This is a genomic window from Paeniglutamicibacter gangotriensis Lz1y (assembly GCF_000348945.1).
In the GTDB taxonomy this organism is placed as follows: domain Bacteria; phylum Actinomycetota; class Actinomycetes; order Actinomycetales; family Micrococcaceae; genus Paeniglutamicibacter; species Paeniglutamicibacter gangotriensis.
The window spans coordinates 38,971-59,933 of record NZ_AOCK01000009.1; the positions used below are offsets into that span (position 1 = coordinate 38,971).

A 20,963-nucleotide genomic window follows, 5' to 3' on the forward strand; every position below is an offset into this window, starting at 1 on the left:
GCAACCGCTGGCGGTTCGCCCGCGGAGCCTAGGCCAGGTCGCGGACCGCCCGGTTGACTGCCGAAACCACTGCCTTCAGCGAGGACATCGTGGTGTTGGTATCAACGCCCACACCCCAGAGCACGCGTTCGCCCACGGCTGCCTCGACGTAGGCCGCCGCGGAGGCGTTCCCACCCTCGGAGAGCGCATGTTCGGTGAAGTCCAGCACCCGCACGTCGACACCTTCGTTGCCCAGGATGTTCACCAGGGCGTTGATCGGCCCGTTGCCTGCGGCGGTGCGGTGGTGCGGCACCCCGTCGATGAGCAGGGTGGCGGTCAAGACGAAGCTGCCGTCTTCGGCGGTTTCCGCGGTGGCCGAACCGAGCTTGAAGCGGCCCCAATCCTGTGCGTCCGAGCCCTCGGTGACCGGCAGGTACTCGTCCTGGAATACGTTCCAGATCTCGGCCGCGGAAATTTCCCCGCCTTCGCCGTCGGTCTTGCGCTGGATGACTGAGGAGAATTCGATCTGCGCGCGGCGCGGCAGATCCAAGGAGTGCTCGTTCTTGAGCAGGTAGGCGACCCCGCCCTTGCCGGACTGCGAGTTCACACGGATCACTGCCTCGTAGGAGCGTCCGATGTCCTTCGGGTCGATCGGCAGGTACGGCACGCCCCAGGGGATCTCGTCGATGGTCTTGCCGGCCGCCTTGGCGTCGGCCTCCATGGATTCGAAGCCCTTCTTGATGGCGTCCTGGTGGGAGCCGGAGAATGCGGTGAAGACCAGGTCTCCGCCGTAGGGGCTGCGCTCGGCGACGGGCAGCTGGTTGCAGTATTCGACGGTGCGGCGGATTTCGTCCATGTCGGAGAAGTCGATCATCGGGTCGATGCCCTGGCCGAAGAGGTTCATGCCCAGGGTTACCAGGTCGACGTTGCCGGTGCGCTCACCGTTGCCGAAGAGGCAGCCTTCGATCCTGTCGGCGCCGGCCAGGTAGCCGAGCTCGGCTGCGGCAACGCCGGTGCCGCGGTCGTTGTGCGGGTGCAGGGAGAGCACGATGGAGTCGCGGTTGGCCAGGTTCCGGTGCATCCACTCGATCGAGTCGGCGTACACGTTGGGGGTGGCCATTTCCACTGTCGCCGGCAGGTTCAGGATCATCTTGTTTTCCGGGGAGGCCTCCAGCACCTCGGCCACGGCGTCGGAGATGCGCTTGGCGAACTCGAGCTCGGTTCCGGTGAAGGACTCGGGCGAGTATTCGTAGGTGATCTTGGTGCCGGTGAGCTGCTCCTCGTACTTCTTGCACAGCCGGGCCCCGGTCAGGGCGATGTCGACGATCCCATCCTGGTCCTGGTTGAAGACCACACGGCGCTGGAGCACCGAGGTGGAGTTGTACAGGTGCACGATGGCCTGCTTGGCACCTTCGAGTGCCTCGTAGGTGCGCTCGATCAGGTGTTCGCGGGATTGGGTGAGGACCTGGATGGTCACATCGTCCGGGATGCCGCGCTCGATGAGCTGGCGGACGAAGTCGAAGTCGGTCTGCGACGCCGAGGGGAACCCGACCTCGATTTCCTTGAAGCCCATCTTGACCAGCAGGTCAAACATCTTGTGCTTGCGTTCGGGGCTCATCGGGTCGATCAGGGCCTGGTTTCCGTCACGCAGGTCAACTGCGCACCAGCGCGGGGCGGTGGTGATGTATTTGTCCGGCCAGGTGCGGTCAGGCAGCGAGACGTTGATCTGCTCTTGGAACGGCACATATTTGTGGACGGGCATTCCAGAGGTCTTTTGCATGTTTTGCATTTCTTGTGGGCCTTTTCCTTGGTGGTGCGAAAGTGGGCCGTGACAGTGGGTGACTCCGCAGCGAGGGGTCGGCCGAAGGACGCGTTAGAGTCCTGTGTGGTTCTCGCCGCGGCGGCTTAGTAGAAGTAGTCCGAAATGCATCTATTTAACATAACACCGAGAAGGCAGCCTCATGCAGTGCGTCACGATTTGTTGCAGGTGTGTGTCACATAGCGAAGGGGTACCTCCGGACGGATCCGGAGGTACCCCTTTCGCTGATGTTGCTGGCGGGCCTAGAAGCCGAGCTTGCCCAGCTGCTTGGGATCGCGCTGCCATTCCTTGGCGATCTTCACGTGCAGGTCCAGGTAGACCCGGGTGCCCAGCAACGCCTCGATGCCCTTGCGCGAACGCGTGCCTACGTCGCGCAGCCGGGCCCCGCCCTTGCCGATGACGATGGCTTTCTGGCTGGGACGCTCCACATACAGGTTGACGCGCACATCCAGCAGCGGGCTGTCTTCCGGGCGTCCCTCGCGCGGGACCATTTCCTCCACGACCACGGCCAAGGAGTGCGGAAGCTCGTCGCGCACACCCTCCAGGGCGGCCTCGCGGATCAGCTCGGAGACCATCTTGGCCTCGGGCTCGTCGGTCAGTTCCCCGTCCGGGTACAGCGGTGGGGACAGCGGCATCTGCTTCACCAGCACGTCGGCGACCTCGGAGATCTGGAAGTCCCCGGTGGCCGAGACCGGCACGATCGCGGCCCAGCCGTCTTCGCCTAGGGTGTCGACACCCAATTGTGTGACGGCCATCAGCTGGGCCATCAGGGCGGCACGGTCAACGGTGTCGGCCTTGGTCACGATCGCGACGATCGGCTTCTTCTGCAGTTGCGCCAGCTGCGTGGCGATGAATCTGTCCCCGGGGCCGATCTTCTCGTTGGCCGGCAGGCAGAAGCCGATGGCGTCGACCTCGGAGAGGGTGTCGGCAACCAGGTCGTTGAGGCGCTGGCCCAGCAGCGTGCGCGGACGGTGCAGTCCGGGGGTGTCGACCAGGATCAGCTGGGCGTCGGACCGGTGCACGATGCCGCGGATGGTGTGCCGGGTGGTCTGCGGCTTTGCCGAGGTGATGGCGACCTTCTGCCCAACCAGGGCGTTGGTCAGTGTTGATTTGCCCGCGTTGGGCCGGCCCACGAAGGAGGTGAATCCGGCGCGGAAGTCCTTGGGCCAGCCGCCCTCGGGCATCAATGCGGGGGTGGGGTTGTTCCGGCTCATGACTGCTCCTTGTGATGCCGTGCATCCTTGTCGGCGTTTAGTTCGCCGGTCGTGGTTTGTTCAACTACCTTGCGCACCAGAATCTTGCCGATTCTGTTGCGTCGTCCGCTCAGCGAGAGGACCTTCATTTCAATGCCTTCGAAGCTGGCGTGGGAGCCGAGCACCGGGACCGATTCGAGCACCTTGCCCAGCAGCCCGCCGACCGAGTCGACCTCGTCCTCATCGATTTCGATGTCGAACAGTTCGCCCAGTTCGTCGATGGCGGTATGTGCGCGCACCACGAAGCTGCCGTCTCCGAGGTCATCAATATCGATCTTCGCCCGGTCGTACTCGTCGTCGATCTCCCCCACGATTTCCTCAATGAGGTCCTCTAAGGTGACCAGTCCGGCGGTTCCGCCGTATTCGTCGACCACGATGGCCATGTGGGTGGATTCCCTTTGTAGCTCGGGCAACAGCTCGGCCACGGACTTGGATTCGGGCACGTAGCGGGTCTTGCGGGCCAAATCTTCGACGAGGTCTGCGGTGTCGGGTTCCAGGTGCAGCTTGTAGGCGACGTCCTTGAGGTAGACGATGCCGAAGATGTCATCGGCATCCTCCCCGATCACCGGGATGCGTGAGGCACCCGAGGCCAGGAACAGTGCCATGGCCACATTCAGGTCCTGCCCCTTGTCGATGGTGACCATGTCGGTGCGCGGGACCATCACCGACCGGACGTAGGTGTCCTCCATGTCGAAGACCGAGTTAATGATCTCCGCGGCTTCGTCTTCGAGCTCGTCGCCCTCGGTGGCCCGATCGACCAGATCGCGCAGGCGTTCCTTGGACAGGAAGCCTTCGTCTTCGGCCACCGAGCGCGGGCTCATGGCCTTGCCGATGTCCACCAGCCAGGCCGGCAGTGGTCCCAGGACCACACGCAGGAAGCGCACCAGAGGGGCGGTGTAACGCACCACGGACTCGGCGTGCGAGCGGCCGAAGCGACGCGGGGAGACCCCGACCAGCACGAAGCCGACCGCGGCCATCGTGATGGTGGCCAGCAGTCCGACCAGCCACACGTTCTGGAGTCGCTCATGGTAGAACAGTGCAACAGAGACGGCCGAGGCGGTCTCGAACCAGATGCGCCAAAAGCGTACCGCGTGGGTATGGCTGAGGGCATCGGCCAGGATATTGCCCAGATGTTTTTTGGATAATTCGCCGCGCAGCGCTTCGGCCTGCTGGCGGGAAAGATCCAGGTAGGCAGACTCGGCGGCGGTGAGCAAGGCGGCGCACAGGATGAAGACCAGTGCGCATAACGCGAGGATGATCGCGGTCACTAGTCCATCGTCTCCCGGGGAGCTGGACGGCCAAGGAATCCTTCAAGCAGCGACCGTTGCAGGGAGAACATGATCTCTTTCTCCTCTGCCTCGGCATGGTCAAAGCCCAGCAGGTGCAGCATGCCATGGGTGGCCAGCAGCAGGATCTCGTCCTCCACGCTGTGACCGCCTGCCTGGGCCTGGGTGGTGGCGACCTGCGGGCAGATCACGATGTCTCCGAGCATGCCGGCCTCGGTGGGTGAGCCCGGGACCCCGGGACGCAACTCGTCCATGGGGAAGCTCATCACGTCGGTGGGCCCGTCCAGGTCCATCCATTCCACATGCAGCGCACTCATCGGCTCTTCATCGAGCAGGATGATCGACACGTCTGTTTCCGGGTGCACATAAAGCTCGGTGAGGATGTGGCGGCCCAGGGCGCTGACACGCTCAAGGTCCGCGTCGATCCCCGACTCGTTGTTGACCTCTACGCTCATGCCGAATGCTCCTGTGCTGCGGGCCCGGGGCCCTGTCGTTTGCTGATCATGTTGTTCGCAGTGGCCTGTACGGTTCCCGCACTGCGGCGGGCCCGGGCCTTGGAACGGTTGAAGTTAGGATCCTGGCGTGCGGTCCAGCGCTCGTAGGCGCTGACGATGGAACCGACCAGCCGGTGGCGGACCACATCGGTGGCGTCGAGTTCGCAGAAGGCAATGTCATCCACGCCCTCAAGGATCTCGGTGACCACCCGCAGCCCGGACTTGGTGTCGCCGGGCAAATCAATCTGGGTGATGTCCCCGGTGATCACGATCTTGGATCCGAAACCGAGCCGGGTGAGGAACATCTTCATCTGTTCGGGCGTGGTGTTCTGTGCCTCGTCCAGGATGATGAAGGCGTCGTTGAGCGTGCGCCCGCGCATGTAGGCCAGCGGGGCGACCTCGATGGTGCCCGCTGCCAGCAGTCGGGGCATTGAATCGGGTTCGATCATGTCGTGCAGTGCGTCGTACAGCGGGCGCAGGTAGGGATCTATCTTGTCGGTGAGGGTGCCGGGCAGGAAACCGAGCTTTTCCCCGGCTTCGACGGCCGGGCGGGTCAGGATGATGCGGCTGACCTCCTTGGCTTGCAGCGCTGCGACGGCCTTGGCCATGGCCAGGTAGGTCTTGCCGGTTCCGGCCGGACCGATGCCGAAGATCACGGTGTTCTCGTCGATGGCGTCAACGTAGGACTTCTGGTTCACGGTCTTGGCTCGGATGGCCTTGCCACGGCCGGAGAGGATCTTCATCCCCAGCACCGATTGGGCGTCGGGCGCATCGGAGCTCTCCAGCATCCGCACGAGCTGTTCGATGGTCTGGGCGGAGATGCGGGTGCCGTTTCCGGCCAGCGTGCGTGCCTCGGAGATCACGCGCAGGGCCTTGTGCGCCTGGGTGGGTTCGCCGCTGACCCGTAGGTCGTTGCCGCGGGCGTGCAGTTCCACGTTCGGGTAGGCGCCGGTGATGACGCGCAGCAGTTCATCGTGCGCACCGAGCGTGGCGACCATTTGGTCTGAACTGTCGAATTGGACCAGCGCGTCGGTTCCCCGCGGCCGGTCCTCCTGGCTCACTTGTTGGTCCATACGACTGTTGCAGCCTCCGCATTCCGCACGGGCAATTGGCATCCGCGGACCCTCCGCCACCACGTTTCCCCGTACAAGGACAATCCTATCTTGGAACGCCGCCGACCATGCCGTGCCCCAGTCACCTGAGGCAGTATCAAGCGCGCGCAGTGGCCCCGCTCACACCCGTCGAAACCCGCCCACGAGAGGAATCTGAAGCAAATGTGCAACGATTCGGAAACAACTAAGCCCCGCAGATATCAATCGGGCAACGGTCCTGCCCAAAGCGGCAATTCCCTACCTAACGGTAGCCAAGTTATGCCAAGGTGGAATGGAACCGGAGACGGCATTCCCCATGCACCCTGGTTCCACCTGTTCCCCGCCGCAATATTTCAGAGAGCTTTGCCATTCCGATGTCTCATTCGTCCCGTTCCCCCAGAACCCGTCTTGTGGTGCTGGGGCTCACCGCGGTGCTTGGCACCCTCGCCGCCTGCGGCGTGGGGAGCCCGGGAGAGCAATACAGCATGCCCAAGGCGGCGACCAGCCTCCAAGCCCCCACCCCGCAGTCTTCCGCGGAGATGGAATCGTTGAACACCACCACGCACCTTCCGGTGTATTGGTTGGCGGAGACCGACGGAACGGTCTCCCTTTACCGCGAGTTCGTCGAGATCCAGGGCGCGGCGGATCCCATCGCGGATTCGATCGGGTACATGCTCTCGCACAAGCCTCAGGACCCGCGCTACTTCAGCGCCTGGCGTCCCAGCACCACGGTCGGCGCCTCGGTGAGCCCGGACAACGTGATCACCGTGGATCTCTCCGAAAAGGCCTTCGGTTCGAAACTCGACAAGGGCCTGGCCGAACGCACGATCGCGCAACTGGTGTACACGGCAACGGCGGCGGCCTCCAACGCCGGCATCCTCACCGAAGGGCTCCAGCCCAGCGTGCGGATCCTGGTCGACGGGGTGTCGGGATACAACGCCTTCGGACAAGTCCCGCTGGACCATAACTTCGTGCGCGACATTAGATTGGCCGCGGCACTGTGGGTCATTGACCCGCAATTCGGCAGGAGCACAAAGTCCGGCCAAGTCACTTTCCACGGCGTCAGCGCAGCCTTCTCCGGTGGGGAATTTTGGGAAATCACCAGCCGCGACCCGGCCGAGGCCTCCGACGCGGTGGTGGCCTCGGGTGATCTGCACACCGGTGGGCAGTCGCTGGACCAGAACGAGTTCTCCTTCACCTACGTGCTCTCCCCGGGTGAATACACGTTCTCCGTCTGGGGTGTTGATGCCGCCACGGGTAAGCATGCCGGGACCGAGACCAAAGATTTCACCGTCTCAAAGTAGCAACACCTCAAGAAGTAGTTACAGCAGAAGCACCCCCGGAGGAATTCCTCCGGGGGTGCTTCTGTGTGGTTTCTCGTGTTGGGGCCTAAAGTTGGCCCAGCAGGTGGCGGACCAGCACCAGCGCGGCGGGACCGGCAGTGGAGGCACGCAACACATGCTGGCCCAGCAGCGCCACTCGGGCGCCGGCTGCCACGAACTTCTCTAGTTCAGCATCGGTGATCCCGCCCTCGGGACCCACCACCAGCATGATCTCCGGGTCCCCGGCGGTTTCCTGGGTGGCGGGGTTCGCTTCCAGCCAGCGGTTCACGGTGCCGGCCAGCGAATCGGTTCCCGCCTCATGCAGGATGACCACCAATGTCGGTGCACCACCGGCCATGCGCCCGGCAATCTCATGGGTCAGTGCGGCGCTGGTCAGCATCGGGCGGACCTCGGGGCGGAAGGTGCGCCTGGACTGCTTAACCGCGGCCAGCACCGTGGATTCCCACTTGGCGTGCGCCTTAGCGGCCTTGGCTTCATTCCAGCGTACGATCGAACGCTCGGACTGCCACGGAGTCACCGCGTCGATGCCCAGTTCCACGGCCGATTCCACGGCCTGCAGGTCGCGATCGCCCTTGGCCAGTGCCTGCACCAGGGTGATGGCCACCGGCGGCCGGGGCTCGCGCTGAATATCGCGCACGACTCCCACCAGGGAAGCCTTCTCCGTGCCTGTCACTTCGGCAACGGCTCGGGCCCCGCCGCCGTCCACCAGATCGATCAGTTCCCCCACGCGCACGCGCTTGACCGTGACCGCGTGGTGGCCCTCGGGCCCCTCGAGGCACAGTTCGGTGCCTACGCGGGCATCGTCGAGTTCACCCGGAGCCAGAAAGAAACACTGGTTGCTCATGCGCCCAGGTTGCCCAGCTTCCCGCGCAGGCGGGAGAACATGCCGCCGCTGTTTTCCATGCGGCCCTCGGCGAATTCCTCGCCACGCAGCTTGGCCAGCTGCTCCAGCAGCTCGCGCTGTGCGGCATCAACCTTGGTGGGGGTCTCAACCTGCAGGTGCACGATGATGTCCCCGCGCTTGCCGCCGCGCAGCCGCGGAACGCCCAGACCGGTCAGTCGCACGGTGTCCCCGGACTGAGACCCGGATTCGACCTCGATCACTTGGAGGCCATCGAAGGTCTCCAGTTCCAGGTCGGCACCGAGAGCAGCTGCCGTCATCGGTACGTTCATGCGTGCGTGCAGGTCAACGCCGTCGCGTTCGAAGATCTTGTGCCGGCGGACCTCGAGCTCAACGTAGAGGTCACCGTTGGGTCCTCCGCCGGGTCCCGCCTCGCCCTGGTTGGCCAGGTGGATGCGGGTGCCGCTGGCTACGCCGGCGGGTACCTTGAGTTGCTTGGAGATGCGTTCACGGATGCGTCCCTGGCCGTTGCAGTCGATGCACGGGTCATCGATGGTGGTGCCGTAGCCGCGGCAGGCAGCACAGGTTTCCACCGTCATCATCTGGCCCAGGAAGGAACGCACCGGGCGCTGCACCTGTCCGGCACCGCGGCAGATGGTGCAGGTCACCGGCGAGCTACCCGGGCGGCAGCAGCTGCCTTCACAGGTCTTGCAGGTGACTGCTGTTTCCATTTCCAGCGGGTACACGGTCCCGGCGACGGCGTCGGCCAGATCGATGGTGGCGGTGATCAGCGCATCACGGCCGCGCTGGGTGCGCGATGCCGGTCCCTGGGCTCCGCCGCCACCGAAGAACTGCTCGAAGATGTCCCCAAAGCCGCCTCCGCCGCCAAAGCCTCCCCCGCCGCCGAAGCCGGTTTGGCCGTTGCCGTTCTCGTTGCCCGTGGCGTCGTAGTTGGCGCGCTTGTCGGTATCGGAGAGCACCTCGTAGGCGCGGGTGACCAGCTTGAATTTCTCGCTCGCGTCCTCACCCGGGTTCACATCCGGGTGCAGCTTGCGGGCCAGTTTGCGGTAGGCCTTCTTGATTTCTTCGCCAGTTGCGTCCTTGTTGACGCCCAGGACTTCGTAATGGGTGCTCACAGTGCTCGCTGTGTCCTTTCGTGCTTCAAAAAAATTGTATTGACCTGCATCAGCCGGCCAGGATTCTGGAAAGATATCGGGCCACGGCACGCACCGCGGCCATCGAGGTCGGATAGTTCATCCGCGTGGGTCCCAGCACCCCGATCATGGCCTGTTCACCGGGGCCGTAGCCGGTGGCGACCACCGAGGCCTCGGTCAGCGGACCGTACTGGTTTTCGGTGCCGATGCCCACGGCGATCCCGTGGGCGTCTTGCTCCAGCTCCGAGAACAGGCGCAAGAGCACCACCTGTTCTTCCAGTGCTTCGAGCACCGGGGTGATGCTCAGCGGGAAATCAATATTGGAACGGGCCAGGTTCGCGGTGCCGGCGGTGATGATCCGATCCACCGCCGAATTACGGGCCAAGGCCCCCAGCGCCTCGGTGACGGCCGTGGCCGCCGGGACCAGGCGCGGATCAAGGAGATCGCTGATCCCGTTCGAGAGCCGTTCCACCTGTGAGATCGGCTTGGAGCCGAGCACCGAGAGCAGCAGCGTACGCAGCCTGCCTAGCTCGTCTTCGCCCACCGGGGAGGGCAACAGGATCACCCGCTGGTCGACCTTGCCGCTGGAGGCGATGAGCACCACCAGCGTCTGCCCGGCACCGAGACCAACCAGTTCGATGTGGCGCACCGTCGCATTGGAATAGTGCGGAACCTGAATCAGGGCCACCTGACGGGTGATCCCTGCCAGCAACCGCACGGTATTTTCCAATACGTCGTTCACATCGTGGGAGCCCTCGAGCAGTGCGGCAATCGCACGTCTTTCCGCGGAAGAGAGCGGCTTGATGTCACCGATCTGGTCCACGAAGTGCCGGTAACCCTTTTCGGTGGGGATCCGTCCGGAAGAGGTGTGCGGGGCGACGATCAAGCCCTCTTCTTCCAAGGACGCCATGTCGTTACGGATCGTGGCGGCGGAAACGCCGAGGTTGTGCCGATCGAGCAGCGCACGGGAGCCTACGGGCTCACGGGACTGCACATAGTCCTCGACGATGGCTCGAAGGACTTCGAGCCGACGCGGTTCGGTCATCCCCACCCTCTCCTGACAAACAGTTCCCCCTTGGCCCTCCGGGCATTGTTGCAGCCCGTGGTGGGGCGTCGGACCCCGGGAGGACAAGTTGGCACTCGACACGTTCAACTGCCAAGTCTAATACGTCCGGCGGCTCTTGTTAGCATGGTTTGGTCTGAGACCGCGGTGCCGCGTTCGACACATAGGTGCGATTAGCCACCATCCACGGCTTTCCGTTCCCGGCAACCGGGTGCGGGGCAAGAAGCGAAAGTGACACGATGAGCTACCACGGCTGGGGCGCGCAAGACATCAGCGCCCCCAAGAAGCGCGCATTGCGCAAGGTCCCCCTGGCCTTGGGCCTGCTCCTCGAAGACGTCGAGAGCGGGTGGGTCGGCGAGGTGGTGCGCACCGAAAAAGCAGGTGGCATGCGCGTGCTCGTTCTGGAGGACCGTCATGGGCGCGCCAAGTCCTTCCGCGCCGGCTTCGGCTTCCTTCTGGAGGGAGAACCGGTGGAGATCATCGAACCCGCCGCCGCTCCCCCGGCCGCCCGGGGAACAGCACGCAGCGCCTCGGGCTCACGCGTGGTCACCGATTTAAAGGCCCGCACCGCCCGCGCCAGCCGCATCTGGGTCGAGGGCAAGCACGATGCCCAGCTGGTAGAAAAGGTCTGGGGCCACGACCTGCGCGTCGAAGGCATCGTCGTGGAGCCGTTGCATGGCGTCGATGACCTGGCCGGATTCATCCGCACCTTTGCTCCCTCCCCGCAGCGCAAACTCGGCATCCTGGTTGACCACCTGCTGCCCGGGACCAAGGAGGCGAAGATCGCCGCCGAGGCAATGCGGGTTCCGGGGGCAGCAGGCAACGTGCTGATTGTCGGGCACCCCTACGTCGATGTTTGGCAGGCCATCAAGCCCTCGGTGCTGAAGATCCGCGCGTGGCCGGTGGTTCCCCGCGGGACCGATTGGAAGACGGGGATCTTGAAGGGACTGGGTTGGCCGCACGCCGAGCAAATCGATGTTGCCCAGGGCTGGGAACGGATCTTGGGCCAGGTGCGCTCGTATGCAGATCTGGAACCCTCACTGCTGGGCCGGGTCGAAGAGGTCATCGACTTCCTCACCGCAGGCGACCACACCTAGCCGCTCCCGATCCGCTCCCCGATTCCCCCGTGAGTTTGCTCACCGATTGGTGGCGAAGGCCACCGCAAAGTGGCCTGATTCATCACGAATCCACAACGAAACCAAACGCGGGGCCAAAATGCGTCAAAAAGGGCCTTGCGTGTTCACTTCAGACATCGGATTGAGGATAAACTGGCCACCGATCCACCCAACGCGACGAAGAGGACTCCAGCAGTGGTACACGAGGCACGAAATGCACCCGGCGGCGACAGCCAGTCGGATCGATTCGAAGGTTCCTCGGCCGCACCCTTGCCCTTGACTCCGTCCGAAGATCGCCAGTGGGCGACCATTGCGCACTTCGGGGCGATCCTTGGCTGCATCCCCGCGTTGATCATCTACTCGGTGTTCCGCTCACGCGGCCCGTTCACCGCCCAGGAATCCAAGGAAGCACTGAACTTCACCTTCCCGCTGACCATCGTGGCGATCGTGCTCCACTTGCTCTCCCTGTTGCCGGGCATCGGATGGATCTTCGCGGTCCTGGTCGTAGCCATCTGGCTCTTCCTGACCATCAACGGGGTCCGCGCGGGTATCAACGTCAACAAGTCGCGTCCCTACCGCTATGGCCTGAACCTGCGACTCTTCCGCTAACTCCCCACACACCAAAAAAGACGGTGTGGTTGCCTTCCCCTGTGCGGGGCCGGCAACCACACCGTCTTTCTTTATGGGCTCAGAAGTCCAGTAGCCGGCGCAGTACCGCATCGGCCAACAGCCGGCCCTGCAAGGTCAGCACGACCTTCTTGGCGAACGCCGCCTCAGGCACCACCAAACCGTCGGCGATCAGCCCGGCGATGGCCGCGCGTCCCGCGGGCTGCAGCGCGGAGGTTTCCATGCCGTCCACAATCCGGGTCAGCAGCATGGCTTCCTCCAGATAGCGGGCTTCGGCGTCGGGGGTTTCCCGTCCGGCGGCCGGTGAGGTGCCGGCGTCGATGCGCTGCTGATAGGCGGCCGGGTGCTTGACGTTCCACCAGCGCAGCCCACCCACGTGCGAGTGCGCGCCGGGGCCTGCACCCCACCAGTCGCCTCCGCGCCAGTAGGCCAGGTTGTGCAGGCAACGCGTGGATTCGTCCCTGGACCAGTTGCTGACTTCGTACCAGGAGTACCCGGCGGCGGCAAAGAGTTCGTCGGCGATCAGGTACTTATCTGCGTGGTCATCGTCGTCGATGTTGGCTACTTCACCGCGGCGGATCTGCCCGGCCAGCCGGGTGCCCTCCTCGATGATCAGCGCGTACGCGCTGATGTGGTCCGGGTCGTAGCTCAGCGCCGTGGCCACGGAGGTACGCCAGTCCTTGATCGACTCCCCCGGCGTGCCGTAGATCAAGTCCACACTGACCTGCAACCCGGCTTCTTTCGCCCAGTCAACGGCCAGGCCTACCCGGTCGGGGTTGTGTGTGCGGTCCAGGGTCGCCAGTACGTGTGGGACCGCTGACTGCATGCCGATCGACACGCGGGTGAACCCGCCGTCTTTAAGCTCCTGCAGGGATTCGCGGGTCACCGAATCGGGGTTGGCCTCCGTGGTGATTTCTGCATCCGGGGCCAGATCCCATTGCTTGCGGATTTCGGCCAGCACCCGGACCAGGTCCGCGGCCGGCAGCAACGTCGGGGTTCCTCCGCCGAAGAAGACGGTGGAGACCTCGCGTGTCGGCAGCCCGGAATCGACAAGCACCTGCGCACCGAAGGCGATCTCCGTGGAGACTGCCTCGGCGTAGGTGTCCTGGCTGGAGCCGGAGCCAAGCTCATGCGCCGTGTAGGTGTTGAAATCGCAGTACCCGCAGCGCACGGCGCAAAACGGGATGTGCACGTAGATGGAGAAGGTGCGCTCCGCGGCGCCGTCGAGGCAGGTTGCCGGAAGCAACCCGTTCGACGGCGCCGGATCCCCGAGGGGCAAGGCAGAGGGCATGACTACTTTTTCTTGGGCTCGTCGGAAGACAGCGCGACGATGAAGGCTTCCTGCGGGACCTCGACACGACCGACCATCTTCATGCGCTTCTTGCCGGCCTTCTGTTTTTCGAGCAGCTTGCGCTTACGGGAAATATCGCCGCCGTAGCACTTGGCCAAAACATCCTTACGGATGGCGCGGATCGATTCGCGGGCAATGATGCGCGAGCCGATGGCGGCCTGGATCGGCACCTCAAACTGCTGGCGCGGAATCAGTTCGCGGAGCTTTTGGGTCATCATCAACCCATAGGCGTAAGCCTTGTCGCGGTGTGTGACGGCACTGAAGGCATCAACCTGCTCGCTCTGGAGCAGGATGTCGACCTTGACCAGATCCGAGACCTGTTCGCCGTCGGCCTTCCAGTCCAGCGAGGCGTAGCCGCGGGTTTTTGATTTGAGGATGTCGAAAAAATCGAAGACGATCTCGGCCAGCGGAAGCCAGTAGCGGATCTCCACGCGTTCTTCGGAGAGGTAGTCCATGCCGCGCATGGTGCCGCGTCGGGCCTGGCACAGCTCCATGATGGCACCAACAAATTCGTTGGGCGCCAGGATGGTGGCCGCGACCATGGGCTCGTGGACCTCGAGGATCTTCCCGTCGGGGAACTCGGAGGGGTTGGTGACGGTGCGCAGCACCTTGTCATCGGTCATGACCTCGTACACCACGTTGGGTGCCGTGGAGATCAGGTCGAGGTTGAATTCTGCTTCGAGCCGCTCGCGGGTGATTTCCAAGTGCAGCAGACCCAGGAAGCCGACGCGGAAACCGAAGCCCAGGGCCACGGAGGTCTCAGGGACGTAGGTCAGTGCCGCATCGTTGAGCTGGAGCTTGTCCAGTGCGTCGCGCAGCGCCGGGTAGTCGGAGCCGTCGATCGGGTACAGGCCGGAGAACACCATCGGCTTCGGGTCTTCGTAACCGCCCAGTGACTCGGCGGCAGGTTTGGCAAAGTTGGTGACGGTGTCGCCGACCTTTGATTGGCGCACATCCTTCACGCCAGTGATCAGGTAGCCGACCTCGCCGACGCCTAGTCCCTTGCTGGGCTTGGGTTCCGGTGAGGAGACCCCGATTTCCAGCAGCTCGTAGGTGGTTCCGGTGGACATCATCTGCACTTTTTCGCGCGGTGAGATTTTGCCGTCCACTACACGGACGTAGGTGACAACGCCACGGTAGGTGTCGTAGACCGAGTCGAAGATCATGGCACGTGCGGGAGCGTTTGGGTCGCCCTGTGGGGCCGGCAGCTCGCTGACTACCTTGTCTAGCAGTGCTTCGACACCCATGCCGGTCTTGCCCGAGACCTGGAGGATGTCTTCGGGTTCGCACCCGATGAGCTTGGCGATCTCTGCGGCGTACTTCTCGGGGTCCGCGTTGGGGAGGTCGATCTTGTTGAGCACGGGAATGATCGTCATGTCATTTTCCATGGCCAGGTACAGGTTCGCCAGCGTCTGGGCTTCGATGCCCTGGGCGGCGTCTACCAGCAGGATCGCGCCTTCGCAGGCTGCCAGCGAACGGGAGACTTCGTAGGTGAAGTCGACGTGCCCGGGGGTATCGATCATGTTCAGTGCGTAGGAGACTCCGTCGAGTTCCCACGGCATGCGTACCGCTTGGGACTTGATGGTGATGCCGCGTTCACGTTCGATGTCCATCCGGTCCAGGTACTGGGCCTTCATATCGCGTGAGGAGACGACTCCGGTGAGCTGCAACATCCGGTCGGCCAGGGTCGACTTGCCGTGGTCGATGTGGGCGATGATGCAGAAGTTTCTGATGATCGCCGGATCAGTCGCGGCAGGCACCGGTGCGGTGCGGGCCATGGGTGACACGTAAGGGACCTCGCTAAGGGGGACGAAAAGTATTGGATGATGTGCAAAATACTTTGCACAGGCCATTCTCCCATGGTTGTGGCCACGGTGTGGCACTGCGACTCGGGAAGGGCGCGCAACTGATAGTTTGTGCACATGAAGTTCAATACCAATACCGTCCTCAGGCTCCTGGGCCGCGTGCTCTCCTCCGCCCTCAAGGGGTCCACCGCACAGCGGCCCGGACGCACCGGTCCGCAGGGTACGGCCGGCCACGCACCGGCGGGGCGAAAGTCCGCAAGCACCCCGCCCCGAAGCGCACCGGCGGCGACCGGCTCCGGCGACTCCTGGGAGTTCGGCGGATATCCGGGCGACTACGTCGGGCGTGTGGCAGCCAAATATGCGCCCGAAGCAGATGGGCAGCCGGATCCCGGGGAAATCGTCTGGGCGTGGGTCCCCTACGAGGAGGACCATTCGCAGGGCAAGGACCGCCCCGTGCTGCTGGTTGGACGCGAGGGCAAGCACCTGCTCGCCCTGATGCTCACATCCAAGGACCACAACAACGCAGAGAACCGTGACCGCGACTATGTGGACATCGGAACCGGGCCGTGGGACAGGCAGGGGCGGCCCAGCGAAGTGAAGCTGGATCGGGTCATCCGCCTGAGCGAAGCAGGGGTCCGCCGCGAGGGCGCCATCCTCGACAGCAATCGCTTCGCCCAGGTCGCCGAGAAACTCTCGTCCAATTGACCCGGCGGGGCACCGCCTAGGTGTCGGTGCCGCCCAAGGCCTCCCGGCGCAGCGCCAACGGCGCGATGCCGAACCGTGCCTTGAAAGCCCGTGTGAAGTAGCTCTGCGAGGCAAAGCCAAGCTCCCCCGCAATCCGGCCCACGGACCTGGACCCGTGGACCGGATCGATCAGCACCTCTCGGGCCTTGCCCAGTCGGCGTTCTCTGATGAAGCTAGCCGGCGGCTCCCCTGCGGCCGCGAAGATCCGCGAGAGCTGGCGTTCGCTGACGCCAATGGCCGAGCAGATCCCCGTGATATCCAAGCCCGGATCATGCAGGTGTTCCTCGATGTAGTTGCGGGCAGCGAAGAGGTGCCCCGGCCCCGGCCCATCGCGGCCCCCGGAGGCCAACAGCCCCAACATATCCAGCGCGGCGCCTTCCGGGCACACCGCAGGGACCGGGTCACCACTGACCCGCTCAGCCAGACTGTCGCTGACCAGCCGGGCCAATGCCCGCATCTGCTGGTTCGCTTCAGTGCCCTGGTTGAAATCCACGACCTGTGGACGAACCAGCGATGTGCCGCCGGAAAGCTCCATGTAGTCATCCCGCGGAATCGTCAGGACCAGCTCCTTGAGACCCTTGCTGAAACCACGCATGAACGGCAGGTCCGCATCGTAGATGATGGCCTGTCCCGGCTTCAGCGATTCGTTGCCGTCACGGTGGAAGAAGAACGTTTCCCCCTCCAGGGCAAAGCAGATCGCCACCACGCCGGTGGGATGCTGCCTGATGAATCGTTCATTGCGCTCCACGACCTGCGCACTGCCTCGCACCCCAGCAAACCGCAGAGACCCGTAACGCAGGCTCAGTTCCCTGGCCCGCAGGGGCGAGTCATCTATGGTGCGGATATCCAGAGGTAGCAGCGCCTTGGCATTGTGATGTTCCCACAACTCCATCCGGTTGCCCGACGGAATCCCGTTCGTGCTGAATTGCAAGCGCTGGGCAGCCCTAGCCGCGGGCGCGACAGCACTCGGGGTATCTGGCGCCTGGCCCGTGGCAGCAACCTGCCGCAGGGCATCACGTGTGTTTTTGTCCATGGCCCCAGCAGTGTAGCGCGAATCACAACCGGTCGAAAGTCTACCCATTGACCCGATGGCATAGTGCGCCGTCCACTTTCCTCGTCTCGCGTCGGCGGCCCGACAAGGCTGCCCGCTAAGGTCTGGTGGCGACGCTCCAGCCTGCTCCCGGATGCGAATTTTGCACGCAACAGACGGCTTTTGACACTTTCCGGCCATGATCCTGCGCGGCCGGCCCGCAGCTGATTGTGAGCTGCAACACTGGAGGAATTCCTAGCACCTCCCGCCACGGGCAGTGAGCACCACTCCAAGCAAGGGAGGCACCCAATGCCTGTTTTCAACGATGGAATCACCGAAACGATCTCCCCGGAGACCGCCAATATCGTTCAGACCGACGTCCTGATCATCGGCTCCGGCCCGGCCGGCAGCTCGGCCGCTTTGTTCCTGTCCAACCAGGGCATCGAGAACATTATGATCACCAAGTACCGCTGGACGGCCAACACCCCGCGGGCCCACATCACCAACCAGCGCACCATGGAGGTGCTTCGCGATGCGGGAATCGAAGACCAGGTCTTGGCCGAGGCGACACCGCATGAGTTGATGGGTGACACGGTCTACTGCGAGTCGATGGCCGGCGAGGAAATCGGGCGCCGCCCCACCTGGGGCCTGCGCCCCGACCGCCGCGCCGACTACGAGCTGGCCTCCCCCTCGATGCCCTGTGACATCCCGCAGACGCTACTGGAACCGATCATGCTCAAGAACGCCACCATGCGTGGCACCCAGACTCAATTTTCCACCGAGTACCTCAGTCACACCCAAGACGCCGAGGGCGTGAGCGTACAGGTGCTGAACCGACTCACCGGGCACCAATACACCATCCGGGCCAAGTACCTCATCGGCGCCGACGGTGCACGCTCCAAGGTCGCCGCGGACATCGACCTGCCGATGGAGGGGGCCATGGACATCGGCGGCTCCATGAACATCACCTTCAAGGCCGACCTCGCCCACCTCGCGGCACACCGACCCTCGATCCTCTACTGGGTGTTCAATCCAGGTTCAAACATCGGCGGATTGGGGGCCGGGTTGATCCGCATGGTCCGGCCGTGGAACGAATGGCTGATCTGCTGGGGCTTCGACATCAACGGTGAGCCCCCGGTGCTCGACAACGACGAGGCAATCCGCGTCATCCGCAATTTGGTGGGCATCGAGGACCTAGACGTCGAGATCCTGGGGTACTCGCTGTGGGGCAACAACGAGCAGTACGCCACCCACTTGCAAAAGGGCCGGGTCTTTTGTGCCGGAGATGCCATCCACAAGCATCCGCCAAGCCACGGGCTGGGTTCCAACACCTCCATCCAGGATGCGTACAACCTGGCATGGAAGCTTGCCGCGGTGATCAAGGGGCACGCCGGCGAAGAGCTGCTGGAGACCTACTCCGTTGAACGTGCTCCGGTCGCCAAGCAGATCGTCACCCGGGCTAACAACTCCGGGCGGGAGTACAAACCGATTTTCGACGCGTTGGGCGTGACCGATGCAACCACCGACGAGGACTTCGTCGAAAAACTCAAGCTCCGCAAGGAAAATTCCCCCGAGGGGGCAGCCCGGCGCAAGGCCTTGCGCAAGGCACTTGATAACAAGGACTACGAGTTCAACGCCCAGGGCACCGAGATCGGCCAGTTCTACGATTCCAGCGCCGTGGTCACCGATGGCGGACCCCGCCCGGAGCTGACGCAGGATGCGATGCTGCACCACCAGAAATCCACATATCCCGGCTTGCGTCTGCCGCACGCATGGATCGGCGATCGGGACACCAAGTTCTCCACGCACGACATCGCCAAGGGCACCGCATTCACCATTTTTACCGGCATCACCGGCCAAGCATGGGCTGACGCCGCCGTCGAAGTCGCTGCAGAACTTAACATCGAGCTGGTGGCGGTGGTCATCGGTGAGGGCCTGGCAGTACAGGACCTCTACGGGGACTGGTTGCGTCAACGCGAAGTTGAAGAGGACGGCATGGTCCTGGTCCGGCCGGACAAACACATCGGCTGGCGCGCCCATTCCATGGTCAGCGACCCGCGCATCGCACTGATCGAGGTCTTGTCCTCGCTGCTGAGCCGTACCGGCCCCGCCGCAGAGGCCGACCTCGACGAGCTGCTGGGCCTGGCCCGCTGATTCGCCGCCTTCGGTACCTGCCCCTGGCCCCTCCCGCGCCCTCGTCGCGCAGGCGGGGCCAGCTAGGGCTGATGCAGATCACAGTGCCGGCAGCGTTTATCAACTCGTGCGAATCCACTCAGACCTGCTAGTGTTAATGCTTGTGTGTCCGCGCAGGTCGACGGGCACTTCTCCCGGGTCGCCATAGGTATCCCCACGCCGCTCAGTCAATGGCCCGGAAGATATCCCTCACCGACCATTACAAGCGATGAGCAAGAGAGTTTATACAGTGGCTAATATTAAGTCCCAGAAGAAGCGCATTCTCACCAACGAGAAGGCGCGCCAGCGTAACGCTGCCGTCAAGTCCGAACTTCGCACCGCAATCCGTGCAGTGAACACTGCCGTTGTCGCCGAAGATAAGGATGCAGCAACAACCGCACTGGTTGCAGCTGGCCGTAAGATCGACCAGGCCGCTACGAAGGGTGTGCTGCACAAGAACAACGCAGCAAACCACAAGTCGGCCATCTCCAAGAAGGTTAACGCCCTCTAAGGATTGCGTCACTGAAGCAAGAGGCTTCCTTTCCCCCATATCTAGGGGAAAGGAAGCCTCTTGTGTTTAATCATCCAGGACGATGTTTGCTTGATTTCCAGGGGGCGGCGCACGAGCATCTCAGCCTCATGAGCAGGAACGACAGCTGTTGGCCCCGCACCGACAGCTGATGCCTTGGCAGCGGAGCACCGACCGAGTGGTTTAGCGGCGTGCTGCCAAGGAAATCTGCGTCACGGCCCGCTCGACCGCGTATTCGGGATCGCGCGAGGCACCCTTCACTTGGGCGTCCGCCTCGGCCACCAGTCGGATGCAGCGGGCCAGGTCATCGGGATTCCAATGCCGTGCCTGTTCCTGGGCCTGCTGGACCTGCCACGGCGGCATACCCAATTCGCTGGCGAGCTGGCCCGATGACTTGCGCACCCCGGCGACCTTGGCGACTTGTCGCAGCTTCATGGCCAGGCTGGCGACGATCGGCACCGGGTCGGTTCCGGTGGCCAGCGCGTGGCGCAGCGTGCTCAGGGCGATGTCGGCCCGGCCCGCCAACGCCGCATCGGCGACCTTGAAGCCCGTGGCTTCAACCCGTCCGCCGTAGTACTTGTCAACAACATCCTGGTCCACGATCCCGGTGGTGTCCTGCAGCAACTGACTGCATGCGGCACCGAGTTCGGACAGGTCGTTGCCCAGCGCCGCAACCAGGGCGCGGGCACCCTCGGCGCTGAGCTTGCGCTTGGCCGCCCGGAATTCCTGCGAAACGAAGTCGATCTTCTCGGCGTCCTTCTTCAGCGGCTGGCAATCAACGACCACCGCACCGGCCGCTTTCAATGCATCCAGCAGCTTCTTGCCGCGCACTCCCCCGCCATGGTGCATGATGAGGGTGACATCCGGCGCCGGGGACTTGGCATAGGTCAGGGCGTCGTTGAGGAAGTCCTCGTTCATGGTCGCCAGCCCCCGCACCTCGACCAACTTGGTTTCGCTGAAAAGCGAGGGACTGGAGGCCAACAGCAGCTCACCGCGCTCGTAGGCGGCCGCTTCGAAGCGGGTCAGTTCAATTTCTCCGCTGGCGCGCAGTGCGGCACGCACCAGCTCGAAGGCACGGCTCGCCAGCAACTCCTCGGAACCCTGCAACAGGATCATGGGTGCCGGGGCCACCGTCCGCCAGGAAATACCCGCATTCTTGGATGTGCCTCGTGGCGCTGCCATGACCGACCCTTACCTCGTGATGTGTGGAACCCCATCGATCCTATCGCCAACCACTGCACGGGCCAGCACCGCCGGCATTGCCCCG

At 63.8% G+C, this 20,963-nt stretch carries 18 protein-coding genes; 6 read left to right on the forward strand and 12 right to left on the reverse strand.

The features are described from left to right. Positions 1-28 precede the first annotated feature (28 nt). The 5 genes from leuA to ADIAG_RS14345 form a co-directional block, all read right to left on the reverse strand. Positions 29-1,768: a 2-isopropylmalate synthase gene (gene leuA / locus ADIAG_RS14325; RefSeq protein WP_007272114.1), complete on the reverse strand. Its 1,740-nt coding sequence runs from the start codon at positions 1,766-1,768 to the stop codon at positions 29-31. A 272-nt stretch (positions 1,769-2,040) separates the two neighbouring features. Continuing rightward, positions 2,041-3,012 carry a GTPase Era gene (gene era, locus ADIAG_RS14330; RefSeq protein ID WP_007272115.1) on the reverse strand — a complete coding sequence of 324 codons (972 nt, stop codon included), beginning with the start codon at positions 3,010-3,012 and terminating at the stop codon, positions 2,041-2,043. Continuing rightward, positions 3,009-4,319: a hemolysin family protein gene (locus tag ADIAG_RS14335; RefSeq protein WP_007272116.1), complete on the reverse strand. Its 1,311-nt coding sequence runs from the start codon at positions 4,317-4,319 to the stop codon at positions 3,009-3,011. The genes era and ADIAG_RS14335 overlap by 4 nt, the downstream gene beginning before the upstream one ends. Further along, a complete protein-coding gene (ybeY, locus tag ADIAG_RS14340) occupies positions 4,319-4,792 on the reverse strand; it encodes an rRNA maturation RNase YbeY (protein WP_007272117.1) in 474 nt (157 codons plus the stop codon). The genes ADIAG_RS14335 and ybeY overlap by 1 nt, the downstream gene beginning before the upstream one ends. Beyond that, complete coding sequence (locus ADIAG_RS14345; RefSeq protein ID WP_407636055.1) at positions 4,789-5,904, reverse strand: PhoH family protein; 1,116 nt, start codon at positions 5,902-5,904, stop codon at positions 4,789-4,791. The genes ybeY and ADIAG_RS14345 overlap by 4 nt, the downstream gene beginning before the upstream one ends. Positions 5,905-6,296: 392 nt before the next feature. On the opposite strand from ADIAG_RS14345, the gene ADIAG_RS14350 reads away from it, so the two are divergent. Next, the gene (locus tag ADIAG_RS14350) at positions 6,297-7,226 is read left to right on the forward strand and encodes a GerMN domain-containing protein (RefSeq protein ID WP_007272119.1); all 930 of its coding nucleotides are present in this window, start codon (positions 6,297-6,299) and stop codon (positions 7,224-7,226) included. An 85-nt stretch (positions 7,227-7,311) separates the two neighbouring features. Here ADIAG_RS14350 and ADIAG_RS14355 read toward each other — a convergent pair whose 3' ends face one another. The 3 genes from ADIAG_RS14355 to hrcA are packed head-to-tail and all read right to left on the reverse strand — an operon-like array spanning position 7,312 to position 10,305. Further along, positions 7,312-8,109: a 16S rRNA (uracil(1498)-N(3))-methyltransferase gene (locus ADIAG_RS14355; RefSeq protein ID WP_007272120.1), complete on the reverse strand. Its 798-nt coding sequence runs from the start codon at positions 8,107-8,109 to the stop codon at positions 7,312-7,314. After that, entirely contained in the window at positions 8,106-9,242 is a 1,137-nt protein-coding gene (gene dnaJ, locus ADIAG_RS14360; protein ID WP_007272121.1) for a molecular chaperone DnaJ, read from the reverse strand. The genes ADIAG_RS14355 and dnaJ overlap by 4 nt, the downstream gene beginning before the upstream one ends. A gap of 49 nt (positions 9,243-9,291) precedes the next feature. Continuing rightward, the gene (hrcA, locus tag ADIAG_RS14365) at positions 9,292-10,305 is read right to left on the reverse strand and encodes a heat-inducible transcriptional repressor HrcA (RefSeq protein ID WP_007272122.1); all 1,014 of its coding nucleotides are present in this window, start codon (positions 10,303-10,305) and stop codon (positions 9,292-9,294) included. A 257-nt stretch (positions 10,306-10,562) separates the two neighbouring features. Between hrcA and ADIAG_RS14370 the strand changes: the two genes are divergently transcribed. Both ADIAG_RS14370 and ADIAG_RS14375 read left to right on the forward strand, forming a co-directional pair. Beyond that, entirely contained in the window at positions 10,563-11,420 is an 858-nt protein-coding gene (locus tag ADIAG_RS14370; protein ID WP_007272123.1) for a DUF3097 family protein, read from the forward strand. 213 nt (positions 11,421-11,633) lie between these two features. After that, positions 11,634-12,047: a DUF4870 domain-containing protein gene (locus ADIAG_RS14375; protein WP_007272124.1), complete on the forward strand. Its 414-nt coding sequence runs from the start codon at positions 11,634-11,636 to the stop codon at positions 12,045-12,047. A gap of 79 nt (positions 12,048-12,126) precedes the next feature. Here the strand turns inward: ADIAG_RS14375 and hemW are convergent, their stop codons facing one another. Together hemW and lepA are read right to left on the reverse strand one after the other, a co-directional pair. Continuing rightward, the gene (gene hemW, locus ADIAG_RS14380; RefSeq protein WP_007272125.1) at positions 12,127-13,356 is read right to left on the reverse strand and encodes a radical SAM family heme chaperone HemW; all 1,230 of its coding nucleotides are present in this window, start codon (positions 13,354-13,356) and stop codon (positions 12,127-12,129) included. Positions 13,357-13,358: 2 nt separating this feature from the next. Next, the gene (gene lepA, locus ADIAG_RS14385) at positions 13,359-15,203 is read right to left on the reverse strand and encodes a translation elongation factor 4 (RefSeq protein ID WP_007272126.1); all 1,845 of its coding nucleotides are present in this window, start codon (positions 15,201-15,203) and stop codon (positions 13,359-13,361) included. Positions 15,204-15,338: 135 nt separating this feature from the next. Here lepA and ADIAG_RS14390 point away from each other — a divergent pair, with 135 nt between their 5' ends. Continuing rightward, a complete protein-coding gene (locus ADIAG_RS14390; RefSeq protein WP_007272127.1) occupies positions 15,339-15,926 on the forward strand; it encodes a type II toxin-antitoxin system PemK/MazF family toxin in 588 nt (195 codons plus the stop codon). 16 nt (positions 15,927-15,942) lie between these two features. Here the strand turns inward: ADIAG_RS14390 and ADIAG_RS14395 are convergent, their stop codons facing one another. Next, on the reverse strand, positions 15,943-16,998 hold the full coding sequence (locus ADIAG_RS14395) for an AraC family transcriptional regulator (RefSeq protein ID WP_007272128.1): 1,056 nt from the start codon (positions 16,996-16,998) through the stop codon (positions 15,943-15,945). Between the two features lie 306 nt (positions 16,999-17,304). Between ADIAG_RS14395 and ADIAG_RS14400 the strand changes: the two genes are divergently transcribed. Both ADIAG_RS14400 and rpsT read left to right on the forward strand, forming a co-directional pair. Further along, on the forward strand, positions 17,305-19,149 hold the full coding sequence (locus ADIAG_RS14400) for an FAD-dependent oxidoreductase (RefSeq protein WP_007272129.1): 1,845 nt from the start codon (positions 17,305-17,307) through the stop codon (positions 19,147-19,149). Between the two features lie 268 nt (positions 19,150-19,417). Continuing rightward, positions 19,418-19,678, forward strand: coding sequence for a 30S ribosomal protein S20 (rpsT, locus tag ADIAG_RS14405; RefSeq protein ID WP_007272130.1), 261 nt, complete (start codon positions 19,418-19,420; stop codon positions 19,676-19,678). A gap of 201 nt (positions 19,679-19,879) precedes the next feature. Here rpsT and holA read toward each other — a convergent pair whose 3' ends face one another. Beyond that, positions 19,880-20,878, reverse strand: coding sequence for a DNA polymerase III subunit delta (gene holA / locus ADIAG_RS14410; RefSeq protein WP_007272131.1), 999 nt, complete (start codon positions 20,876-20,878; stop codon positions 19,880-19,882). Positions 20,879-20,963 lie beyond the last annotated feature (85 nt).

Coding starts and splice junctions, on each gene's coding strand:
- leuA (WP_007272114.1), bottom strand. CDS start 1,768: ATGCAAAACATGCAAAAGACCTCTGGAATGCCCGTCCACAAATATGTG.
- era (WP_007272115.1), bottom strand. CDS start 3,012: ATGAGCCGGAACAACCCCACCCCCGCATTGATGCCCGAGGGCGGCTGG.
- ybeY (WP_007272117.1), bottom strand. CDS start 4,792: ATGAGCGTAGAGGTCAACAACGAGTCGGGGATCGACGCGGACCTTGAG.
- ADIAG_RS14345 (WP_407636055.1), bottom strand. CDS start 5,904: ATGGACCAACAAGTGAGCCAGGAGGACCGGCCGCGGGGAACCGACGCG.
- ADIAG_RS14350 (WP_007272119.1), top strand. CDS start 6,297: ATGTCTCATTCGTCCCGTTCCCCCAGAACCCGTCTTGTGGTGCTGGGG.
- ADIAG_RS14355 (WP_007272120.1), bottom strand. CDS start 8,109: ATGAGCAACCAGTGTTTCTTTCTGGCTCCGGGTGAACTCGACGATGCC.
- hrcA (WP_007272122.1), bottom strand. CDS start 10,305: ATGACCGAACCGCGTCGGCTCGAAGTCCTTCGAGCCATCGTCGAGGAC.
- ADIAG_RS14370 (WP_007272123.1), top strand. CDS start 10,563: ATGAGCTACCACGGCTGGGGCGCGCAAGACATCAGCGCCCCCAAGAAG.
- hemW (WP_007272125.1), bottom strand. CDS start 13,356: ATGCCCTCTGCCTTGCCCCTCGGGGATCCGGCGCCGTCGAACGGGTTG.
- ADIAG_RS14390 (WP_007272127.1), top strand. CDS start 15,339: ATGAAGTTCAATACCAATACCGTCCTCAGGCTCCTGGGCCGCGTGCTC.
- ADIAG_RS14395 (WP_007272128.1), bottom strand. CDS start 16,998: ATGGACAAAAACACACGTGATGCCCTGCGGCAGGTTGCTGCCACGGGC.
- ADIAG_RS14400 (WP_007272129.1), top strand. CDS start 17,305: ATGCCTGTTTTCAACGATGGAATCACCGAAACGATCTCCCCGGAGACC.
- holA (WP_007272131.1), bottom strand. CDS start 20,878: ATGGCAGCGCCACGAGGCACATCCAAGAATGCGGGTATTTCCTGGCGG.